The 14168-nt window shown below is 71.2% G+C and carries 14 protein-coding genes; 9 read left to right on the plus strand and 5 right to left on the minus strand.

The window, feature by feature from the left end:
• The first annotated feature begins 70 nt into the window (after nucleotides 1-70).
• The gene (locus tag ACZ69Q_RS06130; protein ID WP_471037084.1) at nucleotides 71-922 is read left to right on the plus strand and encodes a polysaccharide deacetylase family protein; all 852 of its coding nucleotides are present in this window, start codon (nucleotides 71-73) and stop codon (nucleotides 920-922) included.
• Between the two features lie 28 nt (nucleotides 923-950).
• On the opposite strand, the gene ACZ69Q_RS06135 is transcribed toward ACZ69Q_RS06130, so the two are convergent.
• The gene (locus ACZ69Q_RS06135) at nucleotides 951-1613 is read right to left on the minus strand and encodes a class F sortase (RefSeq protein ID WP_471037087.1); all 663 of its coding nucleotides are present in this window, start codon (nucleotides 1611-1613) and stop codon (nucleotides 951-953) included.
• A 332-nt stretch (nucleotides 1614-1945) separates the two neighbouring features.
• Here ACZ69Q_RS06135 and ACZ69Q_RS06140 point away from each other — a divergent pair, with 332 nt between their 5' ends.
• Complete coding sequence (locus tag ACZ69Q_RS06140; protein ID WP_471037091.1) at nucleotides 1946-2443, plus strand: hypothetical protein; 498 nt, start codon at nucleotides 1946-1948, stop codon at nucleotides 2441-2443.
• 142 nt (nucleotides 2444-2585) lie between these two features.
• Here the strand turns inward: ACZ69Q_RS06140 and ACZ69Q_RS06145 are convergent, their stop codons facing one another.
• The 3 genes from ACZ69Q_RS06145 to ACZ69Q_RS06155 form a co-directional block, all read right to left on the minus strand.
• Nucleotides 2586-3089: a hypothetical protein gene (locus ACZ69Q_RS06145; protein WP_471037095.1), complete on the minus strand. Its 504-nt coding sequence runs from the start codon at nucleotides 3087-3089 to the stop codon at nucleotides 2586-2588.
• A gap of 240 nt (nucleotides 3090-3329) precedes the next feature.
• On the minus strand, nucleotides 3330-4094 hold the full coding sequence (locus ACZ69Q_RS06150; RefSeq protein WP_471037098.1) for a bestrophin-like domain: 765 nt from the start codon (nucleotides 4092-4094) through the stop codon (nucleotides 3330-3332).
• 15 nt (nucleotides 4095-4109) lie between these two features.
• A complete protein-coding gene (locus ACZ69Q_RS06155) occupies nucleotides 4110-4688 on the minus strand; it encodes a hypothetical protein (protein WP_471037102.1) in 579 nt (192 codons plus the stop codon).
• Nucleotides 4689-5056: 368 nt separating this feature from the next.
• Here ACZ69Q_RS06155 and ACZ69Q_RS06160 point away from each other — a divergent pair, with 368 nt between their 5' ends.
• The 6 genes from ACZ69Q_RS06160 to ACZ69Q_RS06185 all read left to right on the plus strand — a co-directional run bounded on the left by ACZ69Q_RS06160 (nucleotide 5057) and on the right by ACZ69Q_RS06185 (nucleotide 12486).
• Nucleotides 5057-6031, plus strand: coding sequence for an SCO0930 family lipoprotein (locus tag ACZ69Q_RS06160; protein WP_471037105.1), 975 nt, complete (start codon nucleotides 5057-5059; stop codon nucleotides 6029-6031).
• 371 nt (nucleotides 6032-6402) lie between these two features.
• Nucleotides 6403-7215: an SAM-dependent methyltransferase gene (locus ACZ69Q_RS06165; RefSeq protein WP_471037108.1), complete on the plus strand. Its 813-nt coding sequence runs from the start codon at nucleotides 6403-6405 to the stop codon at nucleotides 7213-7215.
• Nucleotides 7212-9347 (plus strand): putative bifunctional diguanylate cyclase/phosphodiesterase, encoded by a 2136-nt coding sequence (locus tag ACZ69Q_RS06170; RefSeq protein WP_471037113.1) that lies wholly within the window; start codon nucleotides 7212-7214, stop codon nucleotides 9345-9347. The genes ACZ69Q_RS06165 and ACZ69Q_RS06170 overlap by 4 nt, the downstream gene beginning before the upstream one ends.
• A gap of 131 nt (nucleotides 9348-9478) precedes the next feature.
• Nucleotides 9479-10381, plus strand: coding sequence for a LysR family transcriptional regulator (locus ACZ69Q_RS06175; protein WP_471037117.1), 903 nt, complete (start codon nucleotides 9479-9481; stop codon nucleotides 10379-10381).
• Between the two features lie 131 nt (nucleotides 10382-10512).
• On the plus strand, nucleotides 10513-11523 hold the full coding sequence (locus tag ACZ69Q_RS06180) for an alcohol dehydrogenase catalytic domain-containing protein (protein WP_471037120.1): 1011 nt from the start codon (nucleotides 10513-10515) through the stop codon (nucleotides 11521-11523).
• 72 nt (nucleotides 11524-11595) lie between these two features.
• Nucleotides 11596-12486 (plus strand): SDR family oxidoreductase, encoded by an 891-nt coding sequence (locus ACZ69Q_RS06185; RefSeq protein ID WP_471037123.1) that lies wholly within the window; start codon nucleotides 11596-11598, stop codon nucleotides 12484-12486.
• A 3-nt stretch (nucleotides 12487-12489) separates the two neighbouring features.
• Here the strand turns inward: ACZ69Q_RS06185 and ACZ69Q_RS06190 are convergent, their stop codons facing one another.
• A complete protein-coding gene (locus ACZ69Q_RS06190; protein ID WP_471037125.1) occupies nucleotides 12490-13374 on the minus strand; it encodes a LysR family transcriptional regulator in 885 nt (294 codons plus the stop codon).
• A 120-nt stretch (nucleotides 13375-13494) separates the two neighbouring features.
• On the opposite strand from ACZ69Q_RS06190, the gene ACZ69Q_RS06195 reads away from it, so the two are divergent.
• Nucleotides 13495-14166: a succinate dehydrogenase gene (locus ACZ69Q_RS06195; protein ID WP_471037130.1), complete on the plus strand. Its 672-nt coding sequence runs from the start codon at nucleotides 13495-13497 to the stop codon at nucleotides 14164-14166.
• Nucleotides 14167-14168: the final 2 nt, after the last annotated feature.

Consider the following 14168-nt stretch of genomic DNA (forward strand, 5'->3'; position numbering starts at 1 on the left):
CGGGTGCTTTCGTGCGGCCGTACCAGTGCCGTACTGGTGCGTCGGTCTCTCACCGGGCGACCCATGAGTCATGACGAAGGATCAGTTCCCCCCGCGTCTGCTCACCCGACGCCGCGCGCTGCTCGCCGGCGCCGCCGCCGCCGGAGCCGCCGGCACCGCCGGCCTGTTCACGACCTTCGCGGGCGACGAGCCGGTCCGGCGCGCCGCCGCCCCGGCCACGGGCCCGCAGGCGCGCACCGCGCTCAAGCCGTCCTCGTACCGTCTGACGCCGCTGATGGGATACGGCCCGCCCAAGGCGGCCCCGCGCCGTACCCTCGTACGCCGCGCACCCATGCTCCAGGTGTCCGGACGCGGCCGCCGGATGGTGCTGACCTTCGACGACGGCCCCGACGCCCGCTACACCCCGCACATCCTGGACACCCTGCGCGAGTACGACATCCGCGCGATGTTCTTCGTGTGCGGCGAGATGGTCGCCGAGAACCAGGACCTCGTCGCCAGGATGGCCGACGAGGGCCATGTCGTCGGCAACCACACCTGGTCCCATCCGCTGCTCACCCGGCTCAGCCGCCGCGCGATCCGCAGGGAGATGGAGCGCACCAGCGACGTCATCGAGGACTCGTGCGGCGAGCGCCCCGCCTGGTTCCGCGCCCCCTACGGCGCCTGGAACCGCGCCGCCTTCCAACTCGGCGCCGAACTGGGCATGGAACCGCTGGCCTGGACCGTCGACACCCTCGACTGGACCACCCCCGGCACCCGCACGATCGTCGACCGGGTCGAGAGCGGCGCCGCCCCCGGCGTCGTGGTGCTCTCACACGACGCCGGGGGCGACCGCTCCCAGAGCGTGACCGCGCTGCGCTTCTACCTGCCGCGGCTGCTGGACTCCGGGTACCACCTCACCGTCCCGGAACGGCATTACGCGTGACGGCCTTCGCCGCCCGGTCGGGGAACGCTCAGCGGACCTCGACCAGGCTGGCGAAAACGACGACGTTCCCGTCATAACCGGTCTGCTTGGAGAAACCGCCACCACAGGTGATGACCCGCAATTCGGCGGTTCCCTTGGAGGCGTAGACCCGGTCTCCGGGGAAGTTGTCCTTCTGGAACACCTCGACGCCGTAGATCTCGAATACGGCCGTCTTTCCGTCCTTGCGGACGATCTCGACGCGATTTCCCTTCGCCAGTGAGCCGAGCCCGTAGAACACGGCAGGCCCCTGCAAATTGTCGACGTGGCCGACGACCACGGCGGTGCCCTTCTCGCCGGGCGAGACCGAGCCGGTGAACCAGCCCGACAGATTGGGGTCCTCCGGCGGGGGCGCGCCGACCCAGCCGTCCACGTCCAGGCCGACCGGGATCGCCGGCGCGTCGACGTTGATCGCGGGGATCCTCACCCGGTCCGGCAGGGCGAACGGCAACGGCTGAGCGGCCCGGGCGAACACCGTGCCGGGCAGGTGCCGGTCCGCCGCGGCCGCCGAGGCGGGCTGCGGCGGCCCCACGTCGAACTCGCCGGAGCCGTTGCGGACGAGCGCGAGACCGGTCAGCAGCACAAGCGCTATCACGCCCCAGGGAGCACGCTTCCTCCGCTGCTCCTCCTCTTCGGCCAGCTCGAAACCGGACATTCGACTTCCCCTCTCGACGCGGCCGTCGCCACGTCATTCGCGCATACGAAAACGCTAAGTCCCGCACGCGAAACCGGCGACGGGGCAGATACGAACGGGTGGTGCGAACTCCTTCGGTGCGCCATCCGAGTTGCCACCGGCCGGAAAATTCTGACGGTCCGTGACCTGCGGCAATTCCGATTGCGGGGTTGTCCTCCGGCGTGTCCTCTCACCAGGACGGACCATCGCCGAAATGCGGCCTCGGGCACGGCAACTGAGGGTCTTTCTGGGAGGCGCTTTCTCGCCGATCGATACCGGGGACGGTTCCCGGGGCGTCTTCCGCGGAGGATCACATGCGAAGCACTCGTACCCTGGCGGCCACCGCCACCGCGGTCGCCGCCCTCGGTCTGGCCGCCCCGGTGGCCGCGGCACGCGACGGCATGCCCGTCGGCCCGAGCAACATCGTCGCCCTGCCCAGCGTCATCGCCCGCGGCGGGCAGCTCACCATCACCGTCGACGGCTGCCCGCAAGGCGGCACCGCGACCTCGGACGCCTTCCGGCCCACGACGCTGACCCCGGTCGGCGGCAGCACGGCCAAGGGCACCGCGACGATCGACCGGAACGCAAGGCCGGGTTCCCACAGCATCACGGTCACCTGCAGAGGGGCGGGCCAGCCCCTGACCCATCCCAACGCCTTCTCCGTCATCGGCGGCGTCCGAGGCGGCCTCGGCGGCAGCACCTCCACGGGCGCGACGCCGACCGACATGGCCATCGGCGGCGGGCTGATCGCCGTGGCCGTCGTCGGCGGTGCGGTGTTCTGGATGCGGCGCCGGGCGGAGAAGCGGATCTGATCCGCTGTCCGTCGGGAACCGTCGAGGTCAGCCGTTCGCCGAGGACGGTTCACAGCAGGAGACAGGCCGCACGTGCACAGACCTTCGCCCCGGCCCCCTCGCGGGGATCCGGGGCGAAGGTCTGAGTGTGCGGGTGCCGGTGTCAGGCGCCGTCCTCGTCGGTGCGGCGCCGGGAGAGTTGGTACGCGGTGCCGAGCGCGGCCGTGATGAGCGCGGCGCCCAGGCCGATCTCCTTCAGATCCAGTCCGGCCAATGTGCCGCCCTCGCCCGCGCGCGAACCGTGCTGCGGGTGGTCGGGCCGGTCGGGCCGGCCGCCGGCGATGGTGAGGTCGACGCTCTGCCAGAAGGTGCCGCAGTAGAACGACACTTCGTAGACGGCCCCGCGTCTGGCGTCCCGGTCGACCGTGGCCCAGGCCGTCGTCCGCCACCGGGGGATGGTGACCGTGTCGAAGACCCCCGACGAGACGGTCACGCTCTGCTCGCAGCCCGTCGCCCGCAGCCGGACGTGCTCGCCGGGCGCGACGGTGGTGGGCCGGACGGTGGCCCAGAAACCGGAGTTGTCGCCCTGCGCCTGCGCGGCGGGGGCGGTCACGGTGAGGGCGCTGACCCCGAGCAGCGCGGCAGAAGCGACGCGTATCGCACGCATGGTGTCCTCCGGTCCCCGAGGAGCCGTAGCGGACCTCTTCCGCTTGCGCCAGAAATGCACCCCGGTGACCGAAACGCTAGGAAGGTGCGCAGACCCGCGCGATCGGTGTCGTACGAATGGGGCAAGCGTGTGGGCCGCTCAGGGGACGGCGTTCCCGCGAGCGGGTGACGGCGGCGGCGTGGCGGCTTCACGTCGAGTGCCGTCACCACCGGTCGCCGCCGTCCCCCGAGCGCGTGCCGGTCAGCCCATGGAATGCGGGAAGAGCGCGAGGAACGGCTCCGTCGACGCCGTCACACCGCGGCTGTAGGGATCGTCGAAGTCCCAGATGAGGAAGAGCAGGAAGGCGATCAGCGCGGAGAACAGCCCGGCGAGGATCAGCTCACGGGCCGTGCGTCGGATCTGGAGGGCGAACACCATCCCGATGGTGACGACACCGCCGGCCAGCAGCCCGAACCAGACCACGCCCGGCATGGTGTCCCCGGTCGAGTTCGCGCGGGCCTGACGCGCCTGGTCGGCGGCGGTCACCTGGTCGAGGAGCGGCTGGTATGCCTGCGCTTCGAAGTCGTTCCTCGGCTCGTAGTCGGTGACGTCGTCACGCACCCGCTGAAGCAGCTCGGCGCCGCGCTCGGTGACGTCGCCGTGATCCATCATGGCCTTCCACTCGGTGGTGACGACGTGTCCGACATAGGCGTTGACATCGTCCCGAATGCGGTCGCGCACGTCGGCCGGATACACCCGGACCCGTTCGGAGACCTCGTGCAGCGCCACGGCTTCCGCCTGGACGTGGTCCTGGGCGGCACTGCGGGCCTCCCACACCCCGGCGATGGCCAGGCCCAGCACGATGGCGTACACCACGCCGATCCACATCGTCATGTACTCGATGACGTCCGGGGTCTCGGAGGGGTCCTCGTCCTCGGGGGCCGTGCGGTGCCGTACGAGGGTGATGACGACCACCACGAGGCAGGCGGCCAGCATCGCGAGGGTGAGAACAAGCCATTCCGGCAAGAGAGGCCTCCAGGGTCAGCGCGGACGCAGTGCGGCGACGGCGGCGATGGCCGGCACCGCGATGAGCAGGACGAAGGTCAGGGGCGACTGGGCGCGGTGCGCGGCCCGCTTGTGCGGGGTGGCGCGATACGGCGGGTAGTGCACCGGGGTCGCGGACGGGCTCGGGGTGGGCTTGACCGACGGCTTCGGCGTCGGGGTGGGAGTGGGCGTCGGCGTGGGGACCGGCCGCGGGCGTGGCGGCGCGGGCGGGGGAGCCGGCTTCGCCGGGGGCGGTGGTGGCGGCTTCGGCTTCGGGGTGGGCGTGGGTTTCGGCGGTGGTGTGGGCGTGGGCTCCGGCGCGGGCGTCGTCTTCGGCGGTGGCGGCGAGGGAGTCGGGGTCGGCGTAGGGCTGGGCGGCGGGGTCGGTGTCGGGCACTGCGGGGGCGTCGGCCAGGTGTCGGGTCCGGCCACCGCGACCGCCCGCGCGCCGTCCGGCCCGGTGTCGGCGACCGCGACCACCTGCGCGCCGTCCGGCCCGGTGCCGACGTACGCGCAGGACGTGGCCACGGCCGCCCCGGACGGCGCCGACACCAGGAGCCAGGTCAACGTGACCACCGCCAACACCCTTGTCGTCAGGGTGGATTGGGTCGGTTCGAGTGCATGCACGACGAAGATCTTGGGGCCACCGTGTGCACCGACGTGCGGTAGAAGGGGTGGAATGCCCCGAACGAAGGACGGACGACCCTCGAAAGGTTTGTTCAGGGGGCGCGGGCGTGACCGACGGGGCGCACGCGCGTGCGAGGGAGGCGCGCGGAGTCATGGCGGTGCTGCGGTTGTTCACAGGTCCGACGCGGGTGCCGTCACAGGTTCCGGAAAGAAATTTGTGCGCCGGTTGAACACGAGAGTGCCTTTCGTGCGTACCTCTTGTCGTGCGGCGGCGCAGCAGGGCGCTGCAACACCCTTGTGATTATGGGGAGTTGACGATGAAGACCTCGTGGCGGAGCGCCTCGCTCGTGGTGAGCGCCGTTGCAGTGGCGGCGCTGACGACGGCATGCGGCTCGGAAACCGCCCCGCCGGCGAGCAGCCAGAACGTGGGTGCCACGGCCGCGGCCGGTGGGTACGGAAACGGGACCGGCCTCGGATCCGGCTACGACGCGGGTGCGGCGGGCCAGGAAGGCGCCGCCACCCAGGCCGCCTCCGCCGGTGAACTGACCGTTGCCACCAACGCGGAACTCGGCGAGGTGCTGACCGACAGCGACGGAATGACCCTCTACCGCTTCGACAAGGACGTCGCCGAGCCGCCCAAGTCGAACTGCGACGGCGACTGCGCCACGAAGTGGCCGCCGGTCCCCGCGGACGACGCCACGGCCGGCGTGGGCATCGACAAGAACAAGCTCGGCTCGGTCACCCGCACCGACGGCACGAAGCAGCTCACGATCGACGGCTGGCCGGCCTACCGCTTCGCCAAGGACACCAAGGCCGGTGACGTCAACGGCCAGGGTGTGGGTGGCACTTGGTACGCGCTCGCCCCCACCGGCAAGAAGGCGCAGGGCGGTGCCGAGGCGGCCGATCTGCCCGGTCTGTCCACGCGCAACGACTCCAAGCTCGGCGAGATCGTCATCGACAAGAACGGCCACACGGTCTACCGCTTCATGAAGGACTCGCCCTGGCCGATGAAGACGGCATGCACCGGCGAGTGCCTGGAGAAGTGGCCGGTCATCGCGCCGGTCGACGCCGAGGACACCGAGGGCATCGACCTGAAGGGGTCCGGTCCCAGGGGTCAGGGTTACGTGGTCTTCGACCGGCCCGACGGCATCAAGCAGCAGACCATCGACTGTGTGCCGATCTACACCTTCGCCGGTGACAAGAAGCCCGGCGACACCAACGGTCAGGGCGTCGGCGGCACTTGGTTCGCCATCCGCCCCGACGGCAAGCCGGTCGGCGCGTCGGAACAGTAAGGATCACACCTCCCCAGGGTTGATCGCCCCACCCGGTCGAGAAGGTCCATGGAAGGGAGTCACGAGGACGCGAGAGTGCCGGACGAACGGCCGGCGCGCCGACTCACCGGTCTGCCCCCTGAAGCTCCACGCTCAGGGGGCGGACCGGTTTGCCTGCATTCACCCTGGTTCTTCGCCTTCCTTCACCATGGTTCGGAACTCTGTGGAATGCTTCGGATACTTTTCGTAGAGGGTGCGAGGGGCCTCAATTCGGCACGTGCCACTGGCAGTGACCGGGAACGGATGGTCAATTTCCGTTTCCGCTCGCTCCTTTGGCGGGCGATCAGTAGCCTCAGCTCGAACACCGGATCGCCTACGCCTTGGAGAGATAGATGGAGCGTCCCGCCTGGGCCCCCCGGAGCATCGACATCTCGGTGCCCAGCGTCTCGCGGATCTACGACTACTACCTGGGCGGTTCGCACAACTTCGAGGTCGACCGGGAAGCGGCCCGCAAGGCCATGGACTTCATGCCGGGCCTCCCCAAGATCATGCAGGCCAACCGGGCGTTCATGCGCCGCGCGGTGCGCTTCGCGCTCGACGAGGGCATCACCCAGTTCCTGGACATCGGCTCCGGCATCCCGACGTTCGGCAACGTCCACGAGGTGGCCCAGGCCGCAACTCCCGGCGCCCGCGTGGTGTACGTCGACCACGACCCGGTCGCCGTCGCGCACAGCCAGGCGGTCCTGGCGGGCAACGACGACGCGGACATCGTCGCCGCGGACCTGCGCAAGCCGCAGGAGATCCTGACCAGTTCCGAGGTCGAGCGCCTGATCGACCTGAACCGGCCAGTGGCACTGCTGCTCGTTGCCATACTGCACTTCGTGGAGGACGAGGACGAACCCTTCGAGGCGGTGGCCCAGCTACGCGACGCGCTCGCGCCCGGAAGCCTGCTGGTGCTCACGCATGCCTCGTACGAGGGAATCCCGCTGCCCGAGGAGCGGGCCAAGGGCACGGTCGACGTTTACAAGGACATTCGCAACCCGCTGATCATGCGTTCGCGCGATGAGATCGCGCGGTTCTTCAAGGGGTACGACATGGTGGAACCCGGACTGGTGCCGATGCCGCACTGGCGGCCCGACACCACACCGGAGGACGAGGATCCGTGGGCCTTCTCCGGGTTCGCCGGCGTGGGACGTACGGCGTGAGCGCGGGGCCGGACGGGCCGGAAGACAGACTGCGCCGGTTCGCGACGATCTGGAGCCGGGCGGTCTTCCCGGTGACCTCGACGTCGTCGACCCGGCCGGAGTTCGAGGAACAACTGCTGCCGCTCGCCAGGCGGTTGAGCGAGGCGCTCAGAGCCAGGGCGTTCGACGGGGACGAGGGCAGGGCCGTCGGCGCCGCGCTGGTCACCGCGCACTGCACCGACCCCGAGGCGCTCAGCCGCTCGCTGGACTGCGTCGACGCCTATCTCGTGCTGTACTGCGGCGACGGCGGTGACCAGGAGGACCTGCGGGCGCGTTCGTCGCGGCTCCAGCACGCCATGGCCGCCGGGTTCGCCCAGGCGCTGCGCGAGCGGACCCTCGCCGAGCAGGAGGCGATCTCCGCGGCCGCGCTCAAGGCTCAGGGTGTGGTCGCCCAGGCGCTGCACGACACCGAGGCCCGCTTCCGCGCGGTGTTCGAGGGCGCGGCCATAGGAATCGGCATCGCCGACCTGACGGGCAACATACTGCAGGTGAACGGCGCCCTGCTGCGCATGTTCGGCGTCTCCGACCAGGCCATCCGCAGCCGCAACGTCAAGGAGTGGACCCACCCCGAGGACGCGCCGCAGACCTGGACGCTCTACGACGAGCTCGTCCGCGGCGAGCGCGAGCACTACCACGTCGAAAAGGCCTTCTACCGCCCCGACGGAACGGTCCTGTGGACCAACCTCACGGTCTCCCTGCTGCGCGACGCCGACGGCCAACCGCAGTACCAGCTCGCCCTGATGGAGGACACCACCGAACGGCGGCTGCTCAACCTGCGGCTGCGCTACGAGGCCACGCACGACGCGCTCACCGGCCTGCCCAACCGCACCTTCTTCTTCGAGCGCCTGGAGAAGGCACTGGGCGCCGGAGAGGGCCAGCGGTTCGGGCTGTGCTACCTCGACCTGGACGGCTTCAAGACCGTCAACGACAGCCTCGGCCACGCGGCCGGCGACCGGCTGCTCGTCGAGGTCGCCGACCGGCTCCAGTCCTGCACCACCGCGCCCGGCGAGATGGTCGCGAGGCTCGGCGGCGACGAGTTCGTGGCGCTGACCACCGGCCCCGACACCGAGCGCGAGGTCGACGAGCTCGCCGCCCGGATCATGAACGTACTGGTCGCCCCGATCAGCGTCGACGGCCGGGAGCTGACCGTGCGCGGCAGCATCGGCATCGTCGAGGGCCCGGCGGGCGAGCGCGGCCCGGCGGAGGTGCTGCGCAGCGCCGACATCACGATGTACCGGGCCAAGTCGGCGGGCGGCAACCGCTTCGAGCTGGCCGACCCGGAGGCCGACGCCCGCGCCATCACCCGGCACGGCCTGACCACGGCGCTGCCGACGGCCCTGGACCGGGGCGAGTTCTTCATCGAGTACCAGCCGCTGGTCCACCTCGGCGACGGCAGCGTGCGCGGCGCGGAGGCCCTGGTGCGGTGGTTGCATCCGCAACACGGCGTCCTCGGCCCGGACCGGTTCATTCCGCTGGCCGAGCACACCGGGCTCATCGTGCCGCTCGGCCGCTGGGTCCTGGAGCAGTCGGTGCGCCAGGCCCGCGCGTGGCGAGAACGGCACGACGACGCCGTGCCGTTCCGCATCAACGTCAACCTCTCGCCGTGCCAGCTCACCCACCCCGGTCTCGTGAAGGACACCGTCGACATCCTGGAGCGCGCGGGCATGGAACCCGACGCCCTCTGCCTGGAGGTCACCGAGTCGGCCCTCATCGGCGCCGACGCCGACCTGCTCAAACCCCTGCGCCGGCTGGCCGAGATGGGCGTCGACATCGCCCTGGACGACTTCGGCACCGGCTACTCCAACCTCGCCAATCTGCGCCGGCTTCCGGTGAGCATCCTCAAGCTGGACCGCTCCTTCACGCAGAGCATGCAACGGTTCCCGGCCGACCCCGTCGACCTCAAGATCGTCGAGGGCATCGTCTCCCTGGCGCACGGCCTGAACCTCTCGGTGACGGTGGAGGGCGTGGAGACCGGCGCGCAGGCCGAGCAGTTGCGGATACTGGGCTGCGACACGGCCCAGGGCTGGTACTACGCCCGCCCGGGCCCGCCGGAGCGCCTGCACGAACTGGCGCTGGTGGACGCGACGGGCTGAGCCGCCGCAGGTGCACGGGACGCGGAGCGACCGGCTCCCGTCCCGTGCGGTTGCCCGCCGGTCGGATAGCGTGAGGAGCATCGACGGCGGTACCGCACGCCCGGTCGGTGAGCGGAAAGGCAGGGCCCGCCATGCCCGACAGGCCGATCGACCTGGATCTGCGCAAACTGCGCTATTTCGTGGCCGTGGCCGAGCGCCGGCACTTCGGCCAGGCGGCCGTCGCCCTGCACGTCACCCAGCCCGCGTTGTCCCGGCAGGTGCGGCAACTGGAGCACGAGCTGCGGGTCGAGCTGTTCACCCGCAGCACCCGCGATGTCGCGCTCACGCCGGCCGGCGAACAGTTCCTGCGCGACGCCAAGGCCCTGCTCGCCGCCTCCGAGGCCGCCCAGGAGCGGGCCCGGCGCATCGGCGCCGGGGACAACGCGCTGATCGTCGGGTTCATGCTCGGCACGGACGTCGGCCTCGCCCTGAACGCGTTCTCCGCGCGGTTCCCCCGCGTGTCCATCGAGCTGGTCCGGCTGCGCTGGTGGAGCCAGGCACGGGCCCTGCTGGACGGCAGCGTCGACGTCGGGTTCGTCCGGCCGCCCCTGGAGGCCGAGGGAGTCGACCTCCTGCCCCTGTACCCCGAGCACATCGCCGCCGTCCTGCCCGTCGACCATCCGCGCGCACACGACGCGAAGGTCGCCCTCGCCGCCCTCACCGACGAACCCGTCCTGGAGTACGCGGAGGCCACCGAGGCATGGTCGGCCGTCTGGAACGCCGATCCGCGCCCCGACGGCACCCGGCCCGGCCACGGCCCCGCCTTCCACGACATGGAGGAACTGCTGGGGTACGTCCGTGGCGGGCGCGGCATGGCCTTCGTACCGAGCTCCGTCGCGGCCGCGTTCCCCCGGTCCGACATCGCCTACGTCCCGGTCGCCGACGCGGCGCCGGGGCAGGTGTCATTGGCCTGGAACGCCTCGCGTCCCTCGCACCTCGTGACCGGCTTCGTCGAGACGGTGCACGCCGCCGCGCGGGCGCGGGGCACGGCGTAGACCTGCTCCGATGCCGCCTGGGCATCAATCGGGCCGCAACCGGCATTGGACGCGCCCCCAGAGGGCTCACAGACTCGGAAAGCACCAGGAACTCACCGGAGTACCTCCCCGATCCCCCTTTGGAGCCCGAGATGCGTGCTGCTGTCGCCACCGGCCCGAACCTCCCGCTGGCCCTCGACAACCTCGACGTCCCCCAGCCCGCCGCCGGTGAGGTCCTCGTCAAGGTCACCGCCTGCGGAGTCTGCTTCTCCGACCTGAACCTGCTGCGCGGCCACTACCCCTTCGCCCGGTATCCCGTCGTCCCCGGCCACGAGATCACCGGCGTGGTGACGGCCGTCGGCGAGGGCGTGACCTTCCCCGAGGTCGGCACGGTGGTCGGCGCCCAGTTCCTGTACGACTCCTGCGGGCACTGCGACTACTGCGTACGCGGCGACCAGATCCTGTGCCCCCGCAAGCGGATCACCGGCATCGTGGCCGACGGTGGCTACGCCGAGTACGCCCTGTTCAAGGCCGGCTTCGTCACCCCGCTGCCGGAAGGCCTCGACCCCGTGGCCGCGGCGCCGCTGATGTGCGCCGGCCTCACCGCCTTCAACGGTCTGCGGCAGGCCGGCGCGACAGCCGGTTCCCGGGTCGCCGTCGTCGGCCTCGGCGGAGTAGGTGCCCTGGCCGCACGCTACGCCACCGCCATGGGCGCCCGTCTCGCCGTGGTGGGCCGCTCCCGGCGCGGAGAGGACCAGGCCAAGGCCCTGGGTGCGGAGCTGTTCGTCGCCACCGACGAGTCCGACCCGGCCGACGCCCTCAAGGCCTGGGACGGCGGCGCGGACGTGGTCCTGAACGCGGCCCCGTCCACCGCCGCGGCCGCCGCCACCCTGGGCGGTCTCGCCCCCGACGGCACCCTGCTGCTGCTCGGCTACGGCAGCGAGCCGCTCACCCTGCCCACCCCGCCCATGATCCTCAACCGGCTGCACGTGGTCGCCTCCCCGTCCGGCTCCCCGCACGACCTGCGCGACACCCTCGCCTTCTCGGCCGCCCACGGGATCCTGCCCGAGGTCACCCCGATCACCCTGGAGCAGGCGCCGGCCGCCCTCGACGCGATGGCCGACGGAACCGCCCGCGGCCGCAGCGTGATCACCTTCGGCTGACCGGCCGGATCACCGGTCCGAGCCTCCTCGCACGCCCTCACACCCTCCCGCACACCCCGCAAGGAGTTCGCCATGCCCTCCGTCGTCCTCGTCACGGGTGCCTCCAGCGGCTTCGGCGCCCTGACCGCCCGAGCCCTCGCCGACGCCGGACACACCGTCTACGGCGGCATACGGCAGACCACCGGCCGCAACGCCGCGGCCGTCGCCGACGCCAAGACCTACGCCGACGAGCACGGTGTCGCGCTGCGCACCGTCGAACTCGACGTCTCCAGCCAGGAATCCGTGGACGCCGGTGTCGCGCGGGTCGTGGCCGAGGCGGGCCGGATCGACGTCGTCGTGCACAACGCCGGGCACATGGTGCTCGGCCCGACCGAGTCGTTCACACCGGAGCAGATCGCCGAGATCTACGACACCAACGTGCTGTCCACGCAGCGCGTCAACCGCGCGGTCCTGCCCGCGATGCGCGAGCGGCGGGACGGCCTGCTGCTGTGGGTGGGCTCCTCCAGCACCTACGGCGGCACCCCGCCCTACCTCGGCCCGTACTTCGGCGCCAAGGCCGCGATGGACCACCTGGCCAAGAGCTACGCGGTGGAGCTGAGCCGCTTCGGCATCGACACGGCCATCGTGGTCCCCGGCTCCTTCACCTCGGGCACCAATCACTTCGCCCACGCGATGCACCCGCAGGACACGGCCACAGCGGAGGCGTACGACGCCTTCTACGCCGGTCTGATGGACGAGGTCGGCAAGGCGCTGGCCGCCCTGTCGCCGGCCGACGCCGACGTCCGGGAAGTCGCCCGCGCCATCGTCCGCATCGTCGACACCCCGAAGGGCGAGCGCCCCTTCCGCACCACCATCGACCCGGCCGACGACGGCTCGGAGCGGGTCAGCGACGTCGCCGACGCAGCCCGCATCGAGTTCTACGGGCGCATCGGCATGACGGACCTTCTGACTCCCCGCATCTGACGCTCACCGCTCCAGCAGCATCCGCTGCAACTCCCGCGCGGCCCGCGGCGGCGCCACGTCGCTGCGGTGGGCCAGCGCGATCGTCCGGTTCAGACCGGGCCGGGCCAGCGGCGTGACCCGCAGCCCCCGGCCCGACCGTGCCGCCACCATGCGCGGTACGACGGCCAGCCCGAGGCCCGCCCGCACGAACCCCAGCACCGCGTCCATCTCCCCGCCCTCGACCGCGAAGTCCGGTTCGAAGCCCTCGGCGCGACACGCGGCCACAGTCAGTTCCCGCAGGTCGTAGCCGTGCCGGAACATCACCAGACGCTCGCCCTCCAGGTCGGCGACGCGCACGGTGCGCCGGCCGCCGCCGGGGCGGGGAGCCTCGGGGGAGGAGACGACCACGAGGTCCTCGCGCAGCAGCTCCACCGTGGTCAGCGCCGGGGACGGGGTCGGCAGGGGCAGCACCACCAGGGCCAGGTCGAGGGCGCCGCGGGCGAGCTGCCGTACGAGGTCGTGCGAGCCGCCCTCCTCGATCAGGAGCTGGATACCGGGATAGCGGTCGTGGAAGGCGCGCAGCACGTCCGGGAGCAGGCCCGTGCACAGGCTGGGCGTCGCGCCGAGGCGGACCCGGCCCCGGCGCAACTGCACCAGCTCCTGCACCTCGTGCCGCGCGGTGTCCGCGTCGGCCAGGATGCGCCGGGCCAGCGGGAGCAGGGCCTCTCCGGCGTCGGTCAGGGAGATGTTGCCGCGCGCCCGCAGGAACAGGTCCGCGCCCAACTCCCGCTCCAGCGCCTTGATCTGCTGCGACAGCGAGGGCTGCGCGACATGAACCAGGTCGGCGGCCCGGGTGAAGTGCCGGGTCTCGGCGACCGCCACGAAGTACTGGAGCTGCTGGAACTGCATCCACCCATCATAGGCTCCAGCTATTGAAACGAGCCGGACCATGTCTTGGACCGATGGGGCCGTTCGGCCCTAGCGTCGTCTTCCATGGCTCTGGCAACGCGGACGGATCGACGGCCGTCCATGGCACGCACGGTGTGGGACTCCACCGTCGGCAAGAAGACCGTGATGGCGGTCAGCGGGCTGATCATGCTGCTGTACCTGGTCGTCCACATGATCGGAAACCTGAAGATCTTCTTCGGGGCGGGTGAGTTCAACCACTACGCGCACTGGCTGCGCACCGTCGGCGAGCCGTTCATGCACTACGAGTGGACGCTCTGGCTCGTCCGCGTCGTGCTGGTCGTCGCCGTCGTCGCGCACGCCACCTCGGCGTACCAGCTCAGCCGCCGCGACATCCGGGCGCGCCCCAGCAAGTACGTGCACAAGAAGCCGCGGGCCAGTTACGCCACGCGCACCATGCGCTGGGGCGGCATCATCCTCGGCCTGTTCATCGTCTGGCACATCCTGGACCTGACGACCGGCACCGTGCACTCCGGCGGCTTCCAGGAGGGCCACCCGTACCAGAACGTCGTGGACACCTTCTCCACCTGGTACGGCAACGTCATCTACATCGTCGCGATGCTCGCGCTCGGCCTGCACATCCGGCACGGCTTCTGGAGCGCCGCCCAGACCCTCGGCGCCGGCAGCCGCACCCGCGACCGCGCCCTGAAGGCCACGGCCAACGTTCTCGCGCTGCTGCTCACGGTCGGGTTCATCGCCGTACCCGTGGGCGTCATGACCGGAGTGGTGAGCTGAAG

The sequence above is a fragment of the Streptomyces sp. NPDC036764 genome (genome assembly GCF_055609385.1).